The organism is Brevundimonas sp. (genome assembly GCF_035626975.1).
Lineage (GTDB): Bacteria > Pseudomonadota > Alphaproteobacteria > Caulobacterales > Caulobacteraceae > Brevundimonas.
This window is the reverse complement of the sequence record NZ_DASPMQ010000018.1, coordinates 24337-43464: the sequence shown is the minus strand read 5'-3', so window position 1 is coordinate 43464 and position 19128 is coordinate 24337. Positions and strand designations below refer to the sequence as shown.

21 protein-coding genes are annotated in these 19128 nt (G+C 70.5%); 8 read left to right on the top strand and 13 right to left on the bottom strand.

What is annotated here, in order from left to right:
- Positions 1–109: 109 nt before the first annotated feature.
- Entirely contained in the window at positions 110–655 is a 546-nt protein-coding gene (locus VEB62_RS04840) for a prolyl-tRNA synthetase associated domain-containing protein (protein WP_324796139.1), read from the bottom strand.
- A 51-nt stretch (positions 656–706) separates the two neighbouring features.
- Here VEB62_RS04840 and VEB62_RS04835 point away from each other — a divergent pair, with 51 nt between their 5' ends.
- On the top strand, positions 707–1447 hold the full coding sequence (locus VEB62_RS04835; RefSeq protein ID WP_324796136.1) for a DUF6065 family protein: 741 nt from the start codon (positions 707–709) through the stop codon (positions 1445–1447).
- A gap of 41 nt (positions 1448–1488) precedes the next feature.
- Here VEB62_RS04835 and VEB62_RS04830 read toward each other — a convergent pair whose 3' ends face one another.
- The 6 genes from VEB62_RS04830 to htpX form a co-directional block, all read right to left on the bottom strand.
- Entirely contained in the window at positions 1489–2037 is a 549-nt protein-coding gene (locus tag VEB62_RS04830; protein ID WP_324796133.1) for a CC0125/CC1285 family lipoprotein, read from the bottom strand.
- Between the two features lie 82 nt (positions 2038–2119).
- Positions 2120–2752, bottom strand: coding sequence for a LysE family translocator (locus tag VEB62_RS04825; protein WP_324796130.1), 633 nt, complete (start codon positions 2750–2752; stop codon positions 2120–2122).
- A gap of 44 nt (positions 2753–2796) precedes the next feature.
- A complete protein-coding gene (locus tag VEB62_RS04820; protein ID WP_324796129.1) occupies positions 2797–3411 on the bottom strand; it encodes a hypothetical protein in 615 nt (204 codons plus the stop codon).
- Positions 3412–3520: 109 nt separating this feature from the next.
- Complete coding sequence (locus VEB62_RS04815) at positions 3521–3997, bottom strand: hypothetical protein (protein ID WP_324796126.1); 477 nt, start codon at positions 3995–3997, stop codon at positions 3521–3523.
- A gap of 105 nt (positions 3998–4102) precedes the next feature.
- The gene (locus tag VEB62_RS04810) at positions 4103–5335 is read right to left on the bottom strand and encodes an argininosuccinate synthase (protein WP_324796124.1); all 1233 of its coding nucleotides are present in this window, start codon (positions 5333–5335) and stop codon (positions 4103–4105) included.
- Between the two features lie 97 nt (positions 5336–5432).
- Entirely contained in the window at positions 5433–6389 is a 957-nt protein-coding gene (gene htpX / locus VEB62_RS04805) for a zinc metalloprotease HtpX (protein WP_324796121.1), read from the bottom strand.
- An 88-nt stretch (positions 6390–6477) separates the two neighbouring features.
- Between htpX and VEB62_RS04800 the strand changes: the two genes are divergently transcribed.
- The 3 genes from VEB62_RS04800 to VEB62_RS04790 all read left to right on the top strand — a co-directional run bounded on the left by VEB62_RS04800 (position 6478) and on the right by VEB62_RS04790 (position 8244).
- Positions 6478–6738, top strand: a complete 261-nt coding sequence (locus tag VEB62_RS04800) for a DUF1674 domain-containing protein (protein ID WP_324796118.1) — start codon at positions 6478–6480, stop codon at positions 6736–6738.
- Positions 6739–6807: 69 nt separating this feature from the next.
- Entirely contained in the window at positions 6808–7305 is a 498-nt protein-coding gene (locus VEB62_RS04795) for a hypothetical protein (protein WP_324796115.1), read from the top strand.
- A 126-nt stretch (positions 7306–7431) separates the two neighbouring features.
- Positions 7432–8244 carry a hypothetical protein gene (locus tag VEB62_RS04790; protein ID WP_324796112.1) on the top strand — a complete coding sequence of 271 codons (813 nt, stop codon included), beginning with the start codon at positions 7432–7434 and terminating at the stop codon, positions 8242–8244.
- Here the strand turns inward: VEB62_RS04790 and pyrF are convergent.
- On the bottom strand, positions 8241–8957 hold the full coding sequence (pyrF, locus tag VEB62_RS04785; protein ID WP_324796324.1) for an orotidine-5'-phosphate decarboxylase: 717 nt from the start codon (positions 8955–8957) through the stop codon (positions 8241–8243). The genes VEB62_RS04790 and pyrF overlap by 4 nt on opposite strands.
- Positions 8958–9061: 104 nt before the next feature.
- On the opposite strand from pyrF, the gene VEB62_RS04780 reads away from it, so the two are divergent.
- Both VEB62_RS04780 and VEB62_RS04775 read left to right on the top strand, forming a co-directional pair.
- Positions 9062–9760, top strand: coding sequence for a MarC family protein (locus tag VEB62_RS04780; protein WP_324796109.1), 699 nt, complete (start codon positions 9062–9064; stop codon positions 9758–9760).
- A 68-nt stretch (positions 9761–9828) separates the two neighbouring features.
- On the top strand, positions 9829–10254 hold the full coding sequence (locus tag VEB62_RS04775; RefSeq protein WP_324796106.1) for a hypothetical protein: 426 nt from the start codon (positions 9829–9831) through the stop codon (positions 10252–10254).
- Between the two features lie 7 nt (positions 10255–10261).
- Here VEB62_RS04775 and VEB62_RS04770 read toward each other — a convergent pair whose 3' ends face one another.
- Together VEB62_RS04770 and VEB62_RS04765 are read right to left on the bottom strand one after the other, a co-directional pair.
- Positions 10262–11041: an SDR family NAD(P)-dependent oxidoreductase gene (locus VEB62_RS04770; RefSeq protein WP_324796322.1), complete on the bottom strand. Its 780-nt coding sequence runs from the start codon at positions 11039–11041 to the stop codon at positions 10262–10264.
- A 41-nt stretch (positions 11042–11082) separates the two neighbouring features.
- Positions 11083–11553, bottom strand: coding sequence for an Rrf2 family transcriptional regulator (locus VEB62_RS04765; RefSeq protein ID WP_324796103.1), 471 nt, complete (start codon positions 11551–11553; stop codon positions 11083–11085).
- Positions 11554–11728: 175 nt separating this feature from the next.
- Between VEB62_RS04765 and VEB62_RS04760 the strand changes: the two genes are divergently transcribed.
- Together VEB62_RS04760 and VEB62_RS04755 are read left to right on the top strand one after the other, a co-directional pair.
- Complete coding sequence (locus VEB62_RS04760) at positions 11729–13720, top strand: potassium transporter Kup (protein ID WP_324796102.1); 1992 nt, start codon at positions 11729–11731, stop codon at positions 13718–13720.
- A gap of 59 nt (positions 13721–13779) precedes the next feature.
- A complete protein-coding gene (locus VEB62_RS04755; protein ID WP_324796099.1) occupies positions 13780–15117 on the top strand; it encodes an RsmB/NOP family class I SAM-dependent RNA methyltransferase in 1338 nt (445 codons plus the stop codon).
- Positions 15118–15554: 437 nt separating this feature from the next.
- Here the strand turns inward: VEB62_RS04755 and VEB62_RS04750 are convergent, their stop codons facing one another.
- The 3 genes from VEB62_RS04750 to murJ form a co-directional block, all read right to left on the bottom strand.
- A complete protein-coding gene (locus tag VEB62_RS04750) occupies positions 15555–16241 on the bottom strand; it encodes a GNAT family N-acetyltransferase (RefSeq protein ID WP_324796096.1) in 687 nt (228 codons plus the stop codon).
- 68 nt (positions 16242–16309) lie between these two features.
- Positions 16310–17362, bottom strand: a complete 1053-nt coding sequence (gene trpS, locus VEB62_RS04745; protein WP_324796093.1) for a tryptophan--tRNA ligase — start codon at positions 17360–17362, stop codon at positions 16310–16312.
- Positions 17363–17417: 55 nt separating this feature from the next.
- The gene (gene murJ, locus VEB62_RS04740) at positions 17418–19121 is read right to left on the bottom strand and encodes a murein biosynthesis integral membrane protein MurJ (protein WP_324796091.1); all 1704 of its coding nucleotides are present in this window, start codon (positions 19119–19121) and stop codon (positions 17418–17420) included.
- Positions 19122–19128 lie beyond the last annotated feature (7 nt).

Sequence of the window (19128 nt, the reverse complement as noted above, 5' to 3'; positions counted from 1 at the left end):
CTCCGCGAATCGAAGCAGTACAGCCAGACCGAACAGGAAAAATCCGACCAGTCCCGCCGTAACGGGCATTCTCCAAGCTACGCCTTTTCTCAACACCACCTCCTGCCGCTCATACGCCTTCAGCCCCCAGTTGATCGAAATCGACCACGATCGGCTCTCGCCCGATCAGCGACAGGAACCGCCGGAAGTCCGCCTGCGCCAGCGCCGTCGTGGCCGTGTTGGTCAGGGGGTGGAAGTTGACGATCTCCGCCTCCCACAAGGCCTTGTCGAGGACGAAGGTCACGCGCCGCTGTCCATCGTTGATCAGCCCCAGCGCCGTCACCGATCCCGGCGTCAGTCCCAGCGTCTCCCACAGCAGCGTCTCGTTGCCGAACGACAGCCGGTCCGAGCCCATCGCCTTCGGCGCCCGCTTGAGGTCGATGACCGTGTCCTGCCGGGCCGAGATCAGCCACAGCCGGCCCTTCTTGTCCTTGAGGAACAGGTTCTTGGTGTGCGCCCCCGCCATCGCCGCCTTGAGCTCCAGCCCTTCCTCGACCCGGAACACGGCGGGATGGTCGTGCGTGGTCTGCGCCACGCCGTGTTCCGCCATCCACGCCAGCAGGCGGGCGCGGTCGTAGGCCGGGGCTGTGTCGGCGGGCGGCTTGTCTTGGGTCATCGGGCGCAGCTAGTGAGGAGGACCATCCCCGATACCCTCCGGAGCGCCGCCGTGGAACTGGAATGCTACCCGATGTCGGACCAGCCGTGCGATCTGGTGCCGGGCCGCCAGCCGCGCGACTGGATGGACGCCTTCCCCAGCCGCCATCCCTACCGCTGTCTGCCGCTGACCATGGCCAACACCACGGGCTGGGAGATCCTGTGCCCGATCAGCTTCACGGCGGAGTGGAACGGCGGCCCGGCCCAGAGCGACCTGGTCATCACCCCCGACCGCCACGCGCCGAATCTGCACCACATCGTCACCTCGCATTTCTCGCGCGGGGTGATGACCATGCATCCGCAATACCTGTTCCGCACCCCGCCGGGCTGGGGCCTGCTGGCCACCGGCGCGCCCAACCACGTCAAGGACGGCATCGCGCCGCTGACGGGCCTGATCGAGACCGACTGGCTGCCCTTCCCCTTCACCATGAACTGGATCTTCACCCGGCCCGGACGGGTCAAGTTCGAGCGCGGCGAGCCGTTCTGCTTCATCACCCCGATCGAGCATCGCAAGGCCGAGGCCTTCGAGCCGGTGATCCGCTCGCTGGAGTCCAATGCGGTGATGAAGGACCAGTTCGAGGCGTGGAACCGCCAGCGCACCGACTTCAACCGGCGGCTGGCCTCGGGCGATCCCGACGCGGCCAAGGAGGCGTGGCAGCGCTATTATTTCAAGGGCGAACTGCCCGAGGAGCTGGGCGCGGCGCCCGAGACCCACGCCAACAAGCGGCGGCTCAAGACGCCCCGCCTCGGCTGACAAAAAGCCCCTCCGCCGTCGGGCGAAGGGGCTCGTTGGCCTCACATCGGGCGCGGCACGCGCGGGCCGAGGTTCTGGACCACCTCGCGGGCGTCGAAGGCGTTCGGATCGCCGGCCGGCTTGGGCCCGTTCCCGACCACGATCTCGGCGGTGGCCTCGTAGCGGTCGATCTCGCGGATATCCATGCTCGGGCCGAACGGGTCGCGCCACGGGCTCCAGTAGCCGCGGCGGTAGTAGCGCCACGACGGGCCCCAGTACGGCCAGTACCGGTCGTAGTAGAAGGGATCGGGCGAGGCCGAATAGCGCACGTCGCGATCGGTGGCGCGGTTGACCGTGGCGAACCAGTCGTGGCCGCTTTCCAGCGTCACCTCGGCGGCGCGCAGCAGCAGGCCCATCTCGACCTGTTCGCGCGACGTCACCGAATTGCCGGCGAAGGCGACGCGGAAACGGGTGTCGTCTATCCGCGCATCGGAATAGCCGTAGCGGCTGCCCTGTCCGGCCGGACCGTAGGGGGTCGCCGTCGCGCAGGCCGAGAGAGCCAGCGCCGCCGTCATGGCCAGCAGGACGGGCTTGAGGACGCGAGTCTTCATCTCAATTCTCCTTGGGCGCCCAGCAGACGCCTTTCCAGCTGAACGGCACATGAACAACACGGTTCCGCCGACGGACAAGCCCTTATAAACGCGAAACAATAAGCACCGACGCCGCCAGCAGAAGTCCGCCGGTGACAAGGGCGAAACCGCGCCTGAAGCGCGGCTCCGACATGCGCCGGGCCAGCGCCGCCCCACCCAGACCGTAGGCGGACATCGACAGCACGTCCATGCCGATGGTGGCGAGCGCGAACAGGGCCAGTTGCGGGGCCGCCGGGCGGCTCACATCAAGGAACGGCGGCAGCACGGCGGTGAAGAACAGCACCGCCTTGGGGTTGGCGATCTGCACCATGAACCCGTCCAGCAGCGCGCTGCGTCCGAGGCGGATGGTCGGCGAGTCCGGATCGGCGGCGGTGCGGAAGGCGCCCCTCAGGGCGTTGATCCCCAGCCAGGCGACATAGAGGGCGCCGGCGATCGAGATCAGCCGGAACACCTGCGGGAAGGCGATCACCAGGGCGCCGAGCCCCAGGGCCGCGGCCCCGAACCAGACCAGGGTCGCGGCGTTCATGCCGACCACCCCGGCCAGGGCCCCGGCCGGGCCGCGCTGGACCCCGTTGGCCACCGAGAACAGATTGGCGGGTCCGGGCGTCCAGGCCATCACGGCCATGACGCCGAGGAAGGTCAGATAGAGCTGCGGATCGACAGGCAGGCTGGACATGCCGCCGTGTCGCGTCAGCCGCGCCCACGGTCAAGCCGGAACGATCAGCCTTCGTCGGAATCGGCCTCGTCTGTGTCCACGTCCACGTCAGCCTCGACATCCGCGTCGGGCTCGACCGCGGCGCCGGCGTCGTCGGCCGAATCCATGGCCTCGCCGAGGGCGTACTCGGCCATCAGGCCATAGGTCGCCATGTGCTCGGGGTCATTGGACGCCCAGGAGCCGTTGACGGCCATGCCCTGTCCGGCGGCGATGGCGCCCCTCACGGCGCCCGACGCCTCGACCTTCGCCAGGGCTTCGGCGGTGACAGCCGGGACATCGACCCCCGCCAGGGCCTCGGCGACGATGGCCTCGACGTCGATGTCGGCCAGCGCCTCCGCGGCGATCCCGGCGGCGTGCTGGGACGCCAGGGCGGTGAAGGCGTTGACGTCCGGCTGATACTCCGTCCACAGGGCGGCGATCCGGAGCTCGCGCTGGGCTTCCGTCAGGCTCGCGTCCCCGGAGATGGCCTCGGCGCGTTCGCCGAAGGATTCCATCCGCGCCTCAAAGGCGGCGGCGGCGGCCTCGAGGGCGGCTTCCGACGAACCGCGGGCCTCCTGGGCGACCGAGGCGGACAGGGGCAGCAGGGCGAGGGCGGCGGCGAGGGAAAGGGCCTTGATCATGACGGGGCTCCTGAAGGACAGGCGCAAACTCCGCCGAAGATCGTCCGGCCTCAAGTGAAATCGCGGTAAGGCGGCGGACGCCCCCGCCCGCCGCCTCTTCCGCACGCGCCTACTGGGCGGGAGCGGCGCCCGCGGCGGCTCCGGCGGCCGCGCCCGCGGTCGCCGCCGCTTCGATCTGACCGCGCACCATGGTCGGCAGTCCCTTGATCATCGGGACGACCGTGGTCGCGACGTTGGCCAGCTCAGCCTTCTTGTCCTCGGGGGCGGTCGCCGCCTTGGCGTCCAGGAAGGTCTTCAGCTCCTCGGCGAAGGCGTCGGCCTCGATCTGGTACCGGGCGACAATAGCGTCCAGCGCGGCGCTGGCCTGGGCCTGGTCGCCGGCGGCGGCCGTGATGGCGGCCTGCATTTCGCCGGCCATCCCTTCCATGCGCGCGCCGAAAGCCTCGCCCCTGGCTTCCAGCGCGGCTTCGGCCGGATCGACGGCCTCGGCCGCGGCGGCCGGCGGCGCGGGCGGGGCTTCCTGGGCGAAGGCGGGGGCGGCCAGGGCCAGAACGGCCGAAGCGGCCAGAACGATACGAAGAGACATGCGAGGTTCCTGATGCGTCGAAGGAGCCCATGCTCCTGCCCCTACGGTGGCGCCAAACCGGGCCGAGGGCGAGGCCATTTGTACGCCCGGCCCCGTCGGCGTCCGTCAGTTCCCGCCGCGCTGGTCCCGCTTGCCCAGCACCCGCAGGCGCAGGGCGTTCAGCTTGATGAAGCCGGCGGCGTCCTTCTGGTCGTAGGCCACGGCGCCGTCCTCGAAGGTGACCAGTTCCTGGTCGTACAGGCTGTGCGGGCTCTCGCGGCCGATCACGGTCGCATTGCCCTTGTAGAGCTTGACCCGGACCGTGCCCGACACCTTGCCCTGCGAATGGTCGATCGCCGCCTGCAGCATCTCGCGCTCGGGCGAGAACCAGAAGCCGTTGTAGATCAGGTGGGCGTATCTGACGGCCAGATCGTCCTTCAGATGCATGGCGCCGCGATCCAGGGTGATCGACTCGATGCCGCGGTGCGCCGCCAGCAGGATGGTCCCGCCCGGGGTCTCGTAGACGCCGCGCGACTTCATGCCGACGAAACGGTTCTCGACCAGATCCAGCCGGCCGATGCCGTTGTCATGGCCGTACTGGTTCAGGGCGGTGAGCAGGGTCGCCGGGCTCATGGCCTCGCCGTTGATCGAGACCGCGTCGCCCTTCTCGAAGCCGATGGTGATGACGGTCGCCCGGTCCGGCGCGTCCTCGGGCGACAGGGTGCGCTGATGCACGAACTCCGGGGCCTCGACCGCCGGATCCTCCAGCACCTTGCCCTCGCTCGACGAGTGCAGAAGGTTGGCGTCGACGCTGAACGGGGCCTCGCCGCGCTTGTCCTTGGAGATCGGGATCTGGTGCTTCTCGGCGAAGTCGAGCAGGTGCTCGCGCGACTTGAAGGCCCACTCGCGCCAGGGCGCGATCACCCGGATGTCGGGCTCCAGCGCATAATAGCCCAGTTCGAATCGGACCTGGTCGTTGCCCTTGCCGGTGGCCCCGTGACAGACGGCGTCGGCGCCCACCTGACGGGCGATCTCGATCTGGCGTTTGGCGATCAGCGGCCGGGCGATCGAGGTGCCGAGCAGATACTGGCCCTCATACAGGGCGTTGGCGCGGAACATGGGGAAGACGTAGTCCCGCACGAACTCCTCGCGCAGGTCGTCGATGAAGATGTTCTCGGGCTTGATGCCCAGCTTCAGCGCCTTCTCCTTGGCGGGCGCCAGCTCCTCGCCCTGGCCGAGGTCGGCCGTGAAGGTCACCACCTCCGCCCCGTACTCGGTCTGCAGCCACTTGAGGATGATCGAGGTGTCCAGCCCGCCGGAATAGGCGAGCACGACCTTCTTGGGCGCAGGCAGGGTCATGGGAGGGTCCTTGAACGAACGCGGGGAGGCGTCAGCGGTGTTGCGCGCGCTTAAAGGACCAGACGCCCCGCGATGCAAGGGCGGGAATGGGGCAGGATCAGCCCCACGGCCCCTTCGCCTGTGACGGCGTGGTCGGCACGCTGGTCGTGACCGATCCCGGCGCGGCCTCGACCACCGCCGGCCGCCGCGGGTTCAGCCCCATCCTCGCGCCCAGCTCCATCAGGGCCCGCACGCGGTTGCCGGTGGCCGGATGGGTCGAGAACAGGTTGTCCGCGCCGCGCCCCGCCAGCGGGTTGATGATGAACAGCTGGCCCGAGGCCGGATTGCGCTCGGCGGTGACGTTCACGATGCGTTTCGACCAGCCTTCGATCTTCTGCAGGGCCGAGGCGAGGGACGCAGGATCGCCGGCGATCTCCGCGCCGACGCGGTCGGCCTCGTATTCCCGCGTCCGGCTGATGGCCATCTGCACCAGGCCGGCCGCCATAGGCGCGAGGATCATCAGGGCCAATGTGCCGACGATGCCGCCCGGCCGCTCGCGGTCGTCGCCGCCGCCGAAGAACAGGGCGAAATTGGCCAGGGCCGCGATGGCGCCGGCGACGGTGGCGGTCACCGTCATGGTCAGGGTGTCGCGGTTCTTCACATGGGCCAGTTCGTGCGCCATGACCCCGCGGATCTCCTCGCGGGTCAGCATATCCAGCAGGCCGGTGGTGGCGCAGACGGCGGCGTTCTCCGGATTGCGGCCGGTGGCGAAAGCGTTCGGCTGGTCGTTGGGGATGATGGCCACCACCGGACGCGGCAGGCCGGCGTCCCTGGCCATCTGCACCACGTCCGCGACATAGGTGCGCACCACCGCGTTGGGATGGGTCTCGTCGACCGGCTGGGCCCGGTACATGCGCAGCACGATCTTGTCGGCGTTCCAGTAGCTGAACAGGTTCATGCCGCCGGCGAACACCAGGGCGATCAGCATGCCGGCCGTCCCGCCGATCAGATAGCCGAGGCCGACGAACAGGGCCGTCAGCGCCGCCAGCAGGGTGAAGGTCTTCAGATGGTTCATCGTCGATCGGAACTCGGTGGCCTCTGGCGCGGAAGGCGCCCGGCGCTAACTTGTGGAGTCCCGGGCTTTGGCTCAAGGCAGGACCGCTGTGACCGATCATCCCACCTCCGACGCCCCCGCCCCCGAGGCCGCCCCCGAGGCCGCGCCTCCCGCCTTCAACGCGGACGTGCCCCACGCCACGCCGGAACGCCCGCTGGGCGACGCCGCGCGGCGAGCCCTGCTGGAGGCGGCCGAACGTCGCGCCTCGGGGGGCGAGTCCGCGCTGCCGCCCGAGCACGGCGGCCCGCGCGGTCCCGAGCCGACCCGTTACGGCGACTGGGAGAAGAAGGGCCTCGCGGTCGACTTCTGAGCCCGGAGAACCGTGGACGAACCTTGGCGGACGAACAGCGTTAACCCTGTCGCACAGGAGTTCGCCGTCATGATCCGCCCCGTCGCCGCTGTCGGCGCTCTCTTCCTCTTCACCCTGGCCGGCGCGGCCTCGGCCCAGACCTGGGGCCAGCCGGTCTACGTCAGCCCGTACGGCCACGTCGTCGGCGGCACGCCGCTGTCGGAAATCGAGACGCGGTCCTATGTCGCCACCGGCCGCTGGGCCGACGGCTATTCCGATCAGGCGTACGTCCATGTGCCGGCCCCGGTCTACGGGCAGCGCTACGGACATGGCTACGGTCACGATGGCCGATACGACCGGCGGCATGGCTATCGCGACCACCACGGCTACGGTCGCGCCGACCATTATGGCTACGACCGGGAGCGCTACGGCTATGGCGGATACGAGCCCCGCCCGCGCCCGGGCTACCGGGACGTCTGGGGCTACAATGACGACCGCCATCCGTCGTCACGGGTGTCCCGCGAGCGGCGCGACCGGCGCTACGACCGCGATTGCGGATGCGCCGACGTCTATCTCTACGACCGTTAGGGCGGAACAGGGTTAATTCCGACGCCGTCCGGGGAAAGCCGGGGCCGGGTTTTCGCCCGCTCGGTGCACGGCGGACCCTTTTCTTTCCAGTAGCTTAGAACGGCTCCAGCATCCGGAGTCCGCGTCATGCGCCTGTTAACCCTTTCCGCCGCCTTCGTCCTGCTCGCGGCCGGGCCCGCCCTCGCCGGCGACCCCAGAGGCGGTGGGCATGGCGGCGGCCATGGCGGCGGTCCCTGCTGCGCCCCGCCCCCGCCGCCTCCCCCGCCGTGCTGCGCCCATGGCGGCGGCGGCGGCGGCTCGCGCAATGTGAACATCAATGTGAACGCCAGCGCCCGGGCCTTCGCGGAGGCCTCCGCCACCTCCCATTTCAACGCCCGCGCCTATGACGTCGGCGGCATTCGCGGCCGCGGCCACGGCGGCGGGACGGTCTATGTCGGCGGGGGGTACGGCGGCGACGCCGGCGGCTACGGCTACGTCGGCGCGCCCGTCTATTACGACATCGACCGTCGCGTGCTCGCCTGCGCCAGCGCCCCGTTCGGCTATGTGGTCACCGGCTTCGGCCGCGACGGCCGCGAACCGCCGTCCTGCGGCGGCCGCGACCGGCGCCGCTACGACGATCACGACCGCGGCGGCCGCTACGGCTACAGCGAGCGTCACGACAGCTATGAGGAAAGCTCGTACGAATCCTACGAAAGCTACGAGGCGTACGAGGAGTACGAAGAGTACGGGGCCTACCGGTACGAAGGCCGCCTCGAGGATGCGGACTACGGCGCCGTCGACGACCGCTGCGACTGCCGGGACCGCGCGCCCGCCCCCTATCCGCCGGCCTATCTGCCGGAACCGCCGCGCTACGAACCCCCGTCCTACCCCCGGCCCTATGAACCCCGCGAGGCCCCGCCCCGGCAGGAATACCGCCAGGAGCCCGGCGAACGCGGCTAGAGCGCGATCCCGTCGATCGACTCGACGATCGCCGAGGCGGCCGTCAGCGGATTGTCGGCCGCCACCACGGGGCGGGCGACGACGAGGTGGGTCGCCCCCGCCTCCAGCGCCGCGCGCGGCGTCGCCGTCCGCTGCTGGTCGCCCTTGTCCGCGCCCTCGGGCCGCACGCCCGGGGTGACGATCAGAAAGTCCGGCCGGCCCGCCTCATGGGCGAGGGCGCGCACCCGCGCCGCCTCCAGCGGGCTCGACACCACGCCGTCGACGCCGCAGTCCAGCGCCTGGCGCACCCGCCGCTCGACCAGGTCCGCCGCGCTGAAGCCGTAGCCCAGCTCGGCCAGGTCGGCGTCGGACAGGCTGGTCAGCACCGTCACCGCCAGCAGCTTCGTGCCCGACCCCGCCGCGTCGCGTCCCCTGACCGCGCCGCGCATCACCTGCGGCTCGGCGTGGACGGTCAGCAGGTCGCAGCCGCCTTCGGCCACCGCCCGGGCGGCGCCCTCCACCTGGGCGCCGATGTCGTGCAGCTTCCAGTCCTGGAACACCATCTTGCCGCGCGCCCTGAGTTCGTGGGCGAAGGCCACGCCGCCCGGCCGCGCCAGCAGGGTCAGACCGATCTTGTAGGCCGAAACGGTCGCCCCGATCCGGTCGACCATGGCCCGGGCGGCGTCGATCGACGGCAGGTCCAGGCCGATGATCAGGCGGGGGTCGGTCAACACAGGCGTCATGGCGTCGCTCCTCGGGGCCAATCAGGACTGGACGCGCGCGCGGGCGTCAGCCTTAGATGGCTGCGGACGGGTGAATTGCAGGGCGAGGTCAGCACATGGACGCGGTCGATCTGGGCGTCAACCTGTTCGTGGCCCTGTTCGCCCTGGTGGATCCGATCGGCAACATCCCGATCTTCGCCGCGGCGACGGCGGGGGCCGGCATGCGTCAGCGGCTGTCGGTGGCGGGGCTGATCTGCCTGTTCGCCGCCGCCTTCCTGGCCTTCTTCTTCTTCACCGGTCTGGGGCTGCTGCAGTTCTTCGGCATTTCGCTGGCCGCGTTCCGGATCGCCGGGGGCATCCTGCTTCTGCTGCTCGGTCTCGACATGACGCGCGGGGATTTCCTGAAATCCTTCGCCGACAACGACACGGACAGCGATCCGGCGGACGTGCGCGGCTATGCGCGGCGGCGTTTCCAGCGGCTGGTGGTGCCCTTCGCCATGCCCCTGATGATCGGGCCCGGCGCCATCTCGACCATCATCATCCAGGCGGGCGAGGCCTCGAAGATCGGCTATCAGGGCCAGGTCGCGGGCATGGTCGCCATCGTCGCGGCCTGTATCGCCACCTTCCTGTGCTTCGCCCTGACGGGCCCGATCAGCCGTATGCTCGGCGAGATCGGCATGTCGATCATCGTGCGGGTGCTGGGCCTGATCCTGTGCGCCCTGGCGATCCAGTTCATCCTGCTGGGCCTGTCGGAAGCCATTCCGGGGATGATCTCGGGGGCGGTGACGACGCCGTATCCCGAGGGCGGGCACTGAGCGGAGCCCCTTTCGGGCCGGCCCCGAGGGTGTAGAGGCGTCGGGCCGTTCATCAGGAAAGCCGGATCATGATCGTCATCGCCTCGCTCCTGGTCCTCGCCTCCCAGTCCGTCCTGCAGTCCGTCCCGCAGGCCGCGGAGCCGGCCGAGGCGACGGAACTGGGGGAGATCGTGGTGGTCGGCGACCCCGCGACCGGGCTGCTCACCGTCGTGGTCGACGGCGAGGCGGACGTTCGAACCCTGGTGACCAGCGAGCCCGATCTTCGTTGCGGCCCCGACGCCTATCGCTGGGAAGAGTTCGGCCGCCCGAGACTGTGCTGGCTGCGTCGCCGTCTGGACAGCACGGTGGTTCTGTCGGCCGCGCATCCGGGCCGGGCCGGATCGGACTGGACCGTTGACTGGGAGGGTTGCGACCGGGTGGTCGGCCCCGACCGCTGCGAGGTCGCGATCCAGCCGACCCGTCACGTCCGGGCGACTTTCCGGCGCCCCGGATGAGCGTCGACTAGATCCGCTTCAGCCGCTTCGCATGCCCGCCGACCATGGCCAGCGCCAGCCGGTCCGGCAGGTGTTTGGCCAGCCCGCCCAGCAGATTGTTGACCACCCCCGGCGTGACGCCGGGCCGGTTGGCTTCGCAGGCGTCATAGCCGATCCGCGCCACCCGTCCGGCGTCCATCCACATCCAGCCCGGATAGGCCGCCGACACCTCCGCCCTTGTGCCGTTGGCGTCGTGGAACTCGGTCAGGGTGTAGCCGGGGCACAGGGCCGTGACATGCACCCCCGTCCCGCGCAGCTCCAGATGCAGCCCCTGCGAGGCCTTGATCAGGAAGCTCTTGATGGGACCATAGAGCGTGTCCCCGCCCGTCGCCGGCATCCGCCCGGCCAGCGAGGCGACGTTGAGGATGCGGCCGTAGCCCCGCTCGACCATGCCCGGGGCGAACAGCCGGGCCAGCTCGACCGGCGCGGTCAGCATGACCCGGATCATCGCCGCGTGCGCCTCCGGCTCGGTGTCGAGGAATCCCGCCGTACGGCTGAAGCCGGCGTTGTTGACCAGGCCGTCGATGGTCAGGCCCTTCGCCCCGATGGCCTCGAACAGGCGGCGGGGCGCGGCGGGATCAGCGAGGTCCTCGGGCAGGACCGTGACCGTCGCCTGATAGATGTCGCGCAGGAACTCCGCCCGGTCCTGCAGGGCGGCCTGCCGGCGCCCCGTCAGGACGAGGTCCCAGCCATGCAGGGCGTAAACCGACGCCAGCGCCGATCCGATCCCCGCCGAGGCGCCGGTGATGAGCGCCGTCGGGCTTCGGACCGTGGTCAGGGCCGCCTCGCTCAGGCCGCGACCGGGCAGGACGGATGCGGCGCATAGCCCGCCAGCGACGGCGGGTTCGGAGCCAGCAGGTCGGCGATGGTGATCTTCGACAGGGCCTCGCCCGCGGCCTTGTCGGCCGCCGTGATGGCCCGGGCCACCTGGCGCGGGATATGTTCGCTGACCGGGCAGCCCTTGGCCCCGGCCGGCGGGGAGCCGAACTGGGCGCAGCCGTTCACGGCCCGCAGCACCGCGTCCATGGTGATGTCCTCGGGCCGGTGCAGCAGCCATGCGCCGCCGGACGCGCCCGGCCGGGTGGCGATCAGCCCGGCCTTGGCCAGCAGGGCGGTCACGCGCCGCACCACCACCGGATTGGTCGGCACCGAGGCGGCCAGAACCGCACTCGGCGCGGCCTCGGCCGGCGAGTAGGCGCCCTTGTGGGCCAGATAGGCCAGGGCGTGGGCGGCGACGGGAAATCGTTGGCTGTCTGACATGGCGTTATCCCCAAGATAGGACGCCGGGGGCGCTTTCACAAACACGGTTCCTTCCAGGCCCCGGACGCCTGCAACCTTCGCACCCGCAGCACGATTGAACCGTCCGATGAAAGGGCCTAAAGGCTCGCCGCTCTTTTGATGGGAACCGCGCCGTGCGGCGTCCCGGAGGAACTTCATGGCCGGGGCCTCTCCCCAAGGTGAAGACGGCGCGGACGCCGCCGCCGCAAATCCCCAGACCCCCGCCGACAAATCCGTCGCCCCGGCCCATCCGCACCCCGCGGCGGCCGGCGAGGGCGGTCACGTCAAGGCCGGCAAATGGGGCCTTGTCATAGGCGCCATCGGCGTCGTGTTCGGTGACATCGGCACCAGCCCGCTCTACGCGCTGCGCGAGGCCATCGGCCATGCCCGCGAGGGCGTCGGCGGCGACCTGGCCGTCATCGGCGTCGTCTCGCTGGCCTTCTGGGCGCTGATGATCGTGGTGACGTTCAAATACGTCATGTTCCTGATGCGCGCCGACAACAAGGGCGAGGGCGGCACCCTGGCGCTGATGGCGCTGGCCACCCACGCAGTCGGCCGACGCAGCGCCTTCATCTTCATCCTCGGCATCTGCGGCGCGGCGCTGTTCTATGGCGACGGCATCATCACGCCGGCCATTTCGGTCCTCTCGGCCATCGAGGGGGTCAAGGACGCGCCCGGCGTGGGCGGCAGGCTGGATCCCTTCATCGTGCCCGTCTCCGCGGGCATCCTGATCGCCCTCTTCCTTGTGCAGGCGCGCGGGACCGCCGGTCTGGCGCGCTTCTTCGGCCCTATCACCGCCGTCTGGTTCCTCAGCCTCGGCGTCCTCGGCCTGATCCACATCTTCGACGACGTCAGCATCCTGCGCGCGCTGTCGCCGCACTACGGCGTGCAGCTGCTGATCAACGACGGCTTCCTCGGATTCGTCATTCTCGGCAGCGTCTTCCTGGCCGTCACCGGCGCCGAGGCGCTCTATGCCGACATGGGCCATTTCGGAAAGGCGCCGATCCGCTTCGGCTGGGTCGCCTTCGTCCTGCCCTGCCTGACCCTGAACTATCTCGGCCAGGGCGCCCTGATCCTCGACAATCCCGGCGCGTCCGAGAATCCGTTCTGGAGCATGGTTCCGACCTTCATCTACTGGCCCATGCTGGCGCTCGCCACCGCCGCGACGGTGATCGCCAGCCAGGCGGTCATCACCGGCGCCTTCTCGGTCACCCAGCAGGCGGTCCAGCTCGGCCTGCTGCCGCGCATCGACATCCGCAACACCTCCGAGACCCAGGCCGGCCAGATCTATGTCCCGGCGGTCAACACCTTCCTGCTGGTGGGCGTGCTGGTGCTGCTGTTCGCCTTCCAGAGCTCCCACAACCTGACCGCCGCCTATGGCGTGGCCGTCACCGGCGTGATGCTGATCAACACCCTGATGGCGTATTCGGTCATCCGCCGGAAATGGAACTGGCCTCTGTGGGCGGTGCTGGGCGCCCTGATCCCGTTCGGCTTCATCGACACCGTCTTCCTGACTTCCAACCTGCTGAAGATTCCCGACGGGGCCTGGATGCCGCTGGTGCTCGGCGCCGCGCTGGTGCTGATCATGTGGACCTGGGTGCGCGGCACCCAGATCATTTCCGAGAAGACCCGCAAGGACAGCCTGCCGCTCGCCGATCTGATCGAGATGCTGCGCGCGCGGCCGCCGCACCGCGCCCCCGGCACGGCCATCTTCCTGACCTCGGACCCGGACATCGCCCCCGTCGCCCTGATGCATAATCTCAAGCACAACAAGGTGCTGCACGAGAAGAACGTCATCCTGACCGTGCGCACCACAGACCGGCCGCGCGTCTCCGAGGCCGACCGGGTGCGCATCGAGCCGATCTCGGACGACTTCAAGAAGCTGGTCATCTCCTATGGCTTCATGGAGCGGCCCAACGTGCCCAAGGCGCTCAACGTATGCCGCAAGCAGCAGGGTCTGAAGTTCGACATCATGTCGACCAGCTTCTTCCTCGGCCGCCGCTCGATCATTCCCTCGGCCAACCAGGGCATGCCCCTGTGGCAGGACCGGCTGTACATCTTCCTGATGCGCAACGCCGCCAACCCGACCGACTTCTTCCACATCCCGCCCGGACGGGTGGTCGAGCTCGGCACGCAGGTGTCGGTTTGAGCCGCGAACCGACGCAGGGCCCCGGTCAGGGCCGCAACTCAGCCGCGCGCGGCCGCCGCATGGCCGACAGGTCGCGCGGACCGCGCCCGCCGAAGGTTGAACTGCCCCGCGACGAGGCCGCCGACATCGGCGTCGAGGCGCGGCTGGCCGCCGGCGTGCTGCTGAACGCGGCGCTCGAGGGCCGCGGCGGCCTCGACGCCGCCCTGTCGTTCCGCGAGGTCGCCGACCTGCCCGGCCCCGACCGCGCCTTCGCCCGCGCCGTGGCCATGGCCGCCCTGCGCCGGCTCGGCGAGATCGACCAGATCCTCGACCGCCGCCTCAAGAAAGGCCCGCCGCTGGCGGTGCGCACCATCCTGCGCGTCGCCCTGGCCCAGACCCTGGTGCTGGACACCCCGGCCTTCGCGGCGGTGTCGACGGCGGTGAAACTGGCCGAGCGCGACCCCAAGACCCGGCCCTACAAGAACCTCGTCAACGCGGTGCTGCGCGGCATCGAGCGCGAGGGGCCCGGCCTGACCACGGCCGAGTCCAACCTGCCCGACTGGCTGGCCGCCCGCTGGCGCGCGACCTATGGGGAACCGACCCTGGCCGGGCTGGCCCTCGCCGCCCGCGAGGAGCCGCCCACCGATCTCAGCCTCAGGCCGGGGGTCGATCCCGCCGCCGTCGCCGACGCCGTCGACGGCGAGGTTCTGCCGGGCGGAACCGTCCGCACCGGCCGTCGGGGCGACCTGGCCGGCTGGCCCGGCTTCGACGACGGGGTCTGGTGGGTGCAGGACGCCGCCGCCGCGGTTCCGGTCCGCCTGCTGGCCCCGAAGGCGGGCGAGACGATCGTCGACTTCTGCGCCGCGCCCGGCGGCAAGACCCTGCAGCTGGCCGCCGCCGGCGCCTCGGTCGTGGCCCTCGACCGCTCGGCGACCCGCCTCAAACGGCTCGAGGCCAACCTCGCCCGCACCCGCCTCGCCGCCGAGGTCGTCGCCGTGCCCGCCGAGGACTGGGATGACCCGCGCGTCTTCGACGCCGTCCTGCTCGACGCCCCCTGCACCTCGACCGGCACCTTCCGGCGCAATCCGGAAGTGCTGCGCGCCACCAGGCCCGCCGACGTGGCCAAGCTGGCCGACGTCCAGCATCGCCTGCTCGACGCCGCCGCGCTTCGCGTCAGGCCGGGCGGCCGCCTGGTCTATTGCGTCTGCTCGATCGAGCGCGAGGAGGGCGAGACCCAGATCATCGCCTTCCTGCGTCGCAACCCCGCCTTCAGGACCGCCCTCGCCGTCCCCGCCGACCTCGGCGCGCCCGACGAGGCCCTGACCCCCGAAGGCTGGCTGCGCATCCTGCCCTCCATGTGGGCCGAAAAGGGCGGCCTCGACGGCTTCTTCATCGCCCGGCTGGACCGGGTGGATTGACTCAAGACCCTTCTCCCCTTGGGGGAGAAGGTGCCCCGGAGGGGCGGATGAGGGGTTGGCCGGCGACACATCGACCGCCCGCCAGTTGACGTCAAACATCCCCCTCATCCGAGCGGCTTCGCCGCCCACCTTCTCCCCCGGAGGGGAGAAGGAAAACCCTGCCATCCCGGACCCTGTCATCCCGACCATTCCGGGCCGAATCAGACACTCCCGGTCACCCCGGAACAGAGAAAACACCCCTCGATCCCCACCCCACGTCCGCTTCTGACGCAGGCGCATGCATACTGGTGAAATGCCCGCCGGGCCTGGTCTTTGACAGCTTCAATACCCCGCCGCCGCCGTCCAGGCGTGGCGATCCCACAAACGGGACATCGGGCTTGTATGTTCATGAAGGACAGGCCGCGTTTTTTCAGTGCGAACCCTGCCATCGCGGACCCTCAGGCCGGGCCGTCCAGCACCGTATAGGTGATCGGCGTCCGCACCCGGAAGCCCAGCGTCTCGTACAGGGCGATGGTCGCCGTGTGGGCCGCATAGGCGTGCAGGAAGGCCTGCTCGCCCCGCTCGAGGATGCGGCCCGTGACCACCCGCATCAGCGCTCCGGCGTAGCCCCGGCCGCGGAAGTCCGGATGGGTGCAGACGCCGGAAACCTCGGTGAACCCCTCCGGCTTCATCCGCTCGCCGGCCATGGCCACCAGCCGCCCATCCTGTTTGACGCTGATGAAGTCGCCCAGACGATGGGTCTTCTCGAAGAACGGGCCGGGCGCGGTCAGCGTCGCCAGCGCCAGCATCTCCGCCGCGTCGGCTTCTCCCAGCGGCTCGAAGTCGACGGCCTTGCCGCCGCCATTGAGCGACGTCGCGACCATCTGGACGCACGCCGCCCGGCTGCGCACCGCCGCGCCCGGCGGAACCGGCATGTCGCCGGTCTCGACCAGCCCCATGCCGTTGGGCGAGATATTGAGCCGCCCCAGCGCCTCCGTGCTCTCCGGCGAGTCATCGGCCGCCGCCGCGAACAGGCCATGGGCCGGGTCGATGCGCAGGGCCCGCGCGTCGCCGAGCGCCAGATGCGCCTGACGGCTGGTCAGGGTGCTCCACACGGGGCGATCGAGCGGATGGTTCAGGGCCATGCACCCTATCTGGGTGAAGCGCCGCCGTTCGCCAGTCCCTCGCCGGACGTCGCGTCCGGAAAACGCGCTCAGGCCCGCCAGAAGCCGACGATCTTGCGCACCTCGTCCAGCACCGGCTCGGCGATGGCCGCGGCCCGGTCCGCCCCGTCCTTCAGCACCCGGTCGATCTCGGCCGGATCGGCCATCAGCCGGCGCATCTCGGCCGTCACCGGGGCCATCGAGGCCACGGCCAGCTCGGCCAGCGCCGGCTTGAAGGCGCCGAAGCCCTTGCCGCCCCATTCGCGCAGCACCTGTTCCCGGGTCTCGTCGGCGAGGGCGGCGTAGATGGTCACCAGGTTCTTCGCCTCGGGCCGGGCGTCGAGGTCCTCGACCGTCTCCGGCAGCGGCTCGGGGTCGGTGCGGGCCTTGCGGATCTTGGCTGTGATCGAGTCGGCGTCGTCGGTCAGGTTGATGCGCGACTGGTCCGACGGATCGGACTTGCTCATCTTGGCCGCCCCGTCGCGCAGGCTCATCACCCGCGGGGCCGGCCCCTGGGTCAGCGGCTCCGGCAGCGGGAAGAAGCCGGGCACGTTGAAGTCGTTGTTGAACTTGGCGGCGATGTCGCGGGTCAGCTCGAGGTGCTGCTTCTGGTCCTCGCCCGTCGGCACCTCGGTGGCCTTGTAGAGCAGGATGTCGGCCGCCTGCAGCACCGGATAGGTGTAGAGGCCGACCGACGAGCGTTCCTTGTGCTTGCCCGACTTCTCCTTGAACTGGGTCATCCGGTCCAGCCAGCCGAGCCGGGCCACGCAGTTGAGGATCCACGCCAGATCGGCATGCGCCCGCACCGCCGACTGCGGGAAAATCACGGAGCGGGCCGGGTCCAGCCCCGAGGCCAGGTAGGCGGCGGCGATCTCGCGGGTCTGGGCGGCCAGCAGGGCGGGGTCCTGCCACACGGTGATGGCGTGCAGGTCGGCCACGAACAGGAAGCAGGGCGCGCCCGTCTCCTGAAGCTGGGTGAACCGCTTCAGGGCCCCGAGGTAGTTGCCCAGATGCAGGGCCCCGGACGCCTGGATGCCGCTGAGAATGCGGCGCGGGCCGGCGTAGGCGACCGGTGCGGGAGAGGAAGTCGACGCGTCTGACATAGGCGGCACATGCCCCAGCGGGACGGCGAGGGCAACCCGCCCGATCCTTGGGGCGCTAGCGCGATCGCCGGATCAGGCTCTTCACCTCGGCGACGGTGACGGCGCGGGTGACGAAGGCCAGCGCCAGATAGGTCAGGCCCCCGGCGGCCGTGACCAGCAGCAGCGCCGCCTCCTTGGCGCCGTGGGTCGTCCCCAGGGCCGCCAGCAGGTCGGCGACCGGAGCCTCGATATGGGGCCGCAGTGTCGCCGCCACCCCGACGACCACCGCCAGCCCGGCCGCGGCCGCCGCGATCCGCGCCAGACGCGACAGGGCCGGGACGCTGGGCCGGTAGACCCCGCGCCGCCACAGGGCGCCGCCCAGCAGCAGCACATTGGTCCAGGCCGCGCCCGACACCGCGGCGGCGATGCCGGCCACGCCCAGGCCGGCATAGAACAGGCCGATCGCCAGGGCGGCGTTGACCGCCACCGACACGAGGGCGAAGACCATGGGCGTCCGCGTGTCTCCCCGCGCGAAGAAGGCCGGGGCGAGGATGCGGATCAGCACGAAGGCCGGCACGCCCCAGCCGAACTGGAACAGCGCCTGGGCCGTGTTGACCGCGTCGAAGGTCAGGAAGGCCCCGCGGGTGAACAGGGCGTCGATCAGGAAGTAGGGCATGGCCATCAGGGCCGCCGCCGCCGGCAGGGTCAGGGCCATGGACAGGGTCAGGGCCTCGTCCATGGAGGCCTGCTGCTGCTGATGGTCCTGCGAGGCCACGGCCCGGGACAGGCGCGGCAGCAGGGCGATGCCGATGGCCACCCCGACCAGCCCGAGCGGCAGCTGGTACAGCCGGTCCGCCGTGGCCAGCCAGGTCCGGCCGCCGGCGACGAAGCTGGACAGGTTGCCGGAGATGAAGACGTTGATCTGGGTCGCCGAATTGCCGATCGCGGCCGGCACGGCGGTGATGATGATGGCCTGGACCGCCGGGGTCAGCTTCGGAAGCCCGAGGCGGATGTCGGCCCCGGCCTTGCGCGCGGCCCACCAGCAGAGGCCCGCCTGCGACACCCCCGCCGCCAGCACCGCCCACGAGGCGGCGTAGGCCGCGCCGATCTGGTTCCCCTGCGCCGGGATGACCGCGGCCAGCATGATCAGGTTGAGCAGGATCGGATAGGCGCCCGAGACGATGAAGCGGCCGCGCGCGTTCAGCACCCCCGACAGCAGGGCCGCGATGGCCATGCACGGCAGGTAGGGCATGGTGATCTGGGTCAGGATCACCGCCAGCTTGAAGCGCGCCGGATCGTCGAGGAAGCCGACGTTGATGACGGTCATCAGCCACGGCATGGTCAGCTGGGCGACGATGGTCAGGGCGACGGTGGCGAAGGCCACGGCGGCCAGGGCGTCGGTGGCGACCTTGTCCGCGACCTCTTCGCCCTCGGCCTGCAGCGTCCGCGCATAGGCCGGCACGAAGGCGGCGGCGAAGGCGCCCTCGGCGAAGATGCGGCGGAACAGGTTGGGGAAGTTCAGCGCCGTATTGTAGGCGTCCGCCGCCGGTCCCGCCGACGCCCCCAGCGCCGCCGAGATGACCACGTCGCGGGCGAAGCCGGCCAGGCGGCTCACGAGCGTCAGGCCGCTGAAGATGGCCGACGACCGCATCATGCCGCCGCCCTTGCGCATGGTCGCCGAGGCCGGCGGCTGGACGATCGGCTCCGACGTCCCCGAGGCCGAGGGCACGGGCGGCGCGGCCTCCATCGGTTCGGCGTCGGGCGGGGTCTTGTCGGCCATATCAGCG

What these genes read in the sequence shown, in the direction of transcription:
- VEB62_RS04775 (WP_324796106.1), top strand. Translation starts at nt 9,829, where the DNA reads ATGATCGTCATCGCCTCGCTCCTGGTCCTCGCCTCCCAGTCCGTCCTG.
- VEB62_RS04765 (WP_324796103.1), bottom strand. Translation starts at nt 11,553, where the DNA reads ATGTCAGACAGCCAACGATTTCCCGTCGCCGCCCACGCCCTGGCCTAT.
- VEB62_RS04825 (WP_324796130.1), bottom strand. Translation starts at nt 2,752, where the DNA reads ATGTCCAGCCTGCCTGTCGATCCGCAGCTCTATCTGACCTTCCTCGGC.
- VEB62_RS04815 (WP_324796126.1), bottom strand. Translation starts at nt 3,997, where the DNA reads ATGTCTCTTCGTATCGTTCTGGCCGCTTCGGCCGTTCTGGCCCTGGCC.
- VEB62_RS04810 (WP_324796124.1), bottom strand. Translation starts at nt 5,335, where the DNA reads ATGACCCTGCCTGCGCCCAAGAAGGTCGTGCTCGCCTATTCCGGCGGG.
- VEB62_RS04750 (WP_324796096.1), bottom strand. Translation starts at nt 16,241, where the DNA reads ATGGCCCTGAACCATCCGCTCGATCGCCCCGTGTGGAGCACCCTGACC.
- murJ (WP_324796091.1), bottom strand. Translation starts at nt 19,121, where the DNA reads ATGGCCGACAAGACCCCGCCCGACGCCGAACCGATGGAGGCCGCGCCG.
- htpX (WP_324796121.1), bottom strand. Translation starts at nt 6,389, where the DNA reads ATGAACCATCTGAAGACCTTCACCCTGCTGGCGGCGCTGACGGCCCTG.
- VEB62_RS04830 (WP_324796133.1), bottom strand. Translation starts at nt 2,037, where the DNA reads ATGAAGACTCGCGTCCTCAAGCCCGTCCTGCTGGCCATGACGGCGGCG.
- trpS (WP_324796093.1), bottom strand. Translation starts at nt 17,362, where the DNA reads ATGTCAGACGCGTCGACTTCCTCTCCCGCACCGGTCGCCTACGCCGGC.
- VEB62_RS04790 (WP_324796112.1), top strand. Translation starts at nt 7,432, where the DNA reads ATGCGCCTGTTAACCCTTTCCGCCGCCTTCGTCCTGCTCGCGGCCGGG.
- VEB62_RS04780 (WP_324796109.1), top strand. Translation starts at nt 9,062, where the DNA reads ATGGACGCGGTCGATCTGGGCGTCAACCTGTTCGTGGCCCTGTTCGCC.
- VEB62_RS04795 (WP_324796115.1), top strand. Translation starts at nt 6,808, where the DNA reads ATGATCCGCCCCGTCGCCGCTGTCGGCGCTCTCTTCCTCTTCACCCTG.
- VEB62_RS04840 (WP_324796139.1), bottom strand. Translation starts at nt 655, where the DNA reads ATGACCCAAGACAAGCCGCCCGCCGACACAGCCCCGGCCTACGACCGC.
- VEB62_RS04760 (WP_324796102.1), top strand. Translation starts at nt 11,729, where the DNA reads ATGGCCGGGGCCTCTCCCCAAGGTGAAGACGGCGCGGACGCCGCCGCC.
- VEB62_RS04820 (WP_324796129.1), bottom strand. Translation starts at nt 3,411, where the DNA reads ATGATCAAGGCCCTTTCCCTCGCCGCCGCCCTCGCCCTGCTGCCCCTG.
- VEB62_RS04755 (WP_324796099.1), top strand. Translation starts at nt 13,780, where the DNA reads ATGGCCGACAGGTCGCGCGGACCGCGCCCGCCGAAGGTTGAACTGCCC.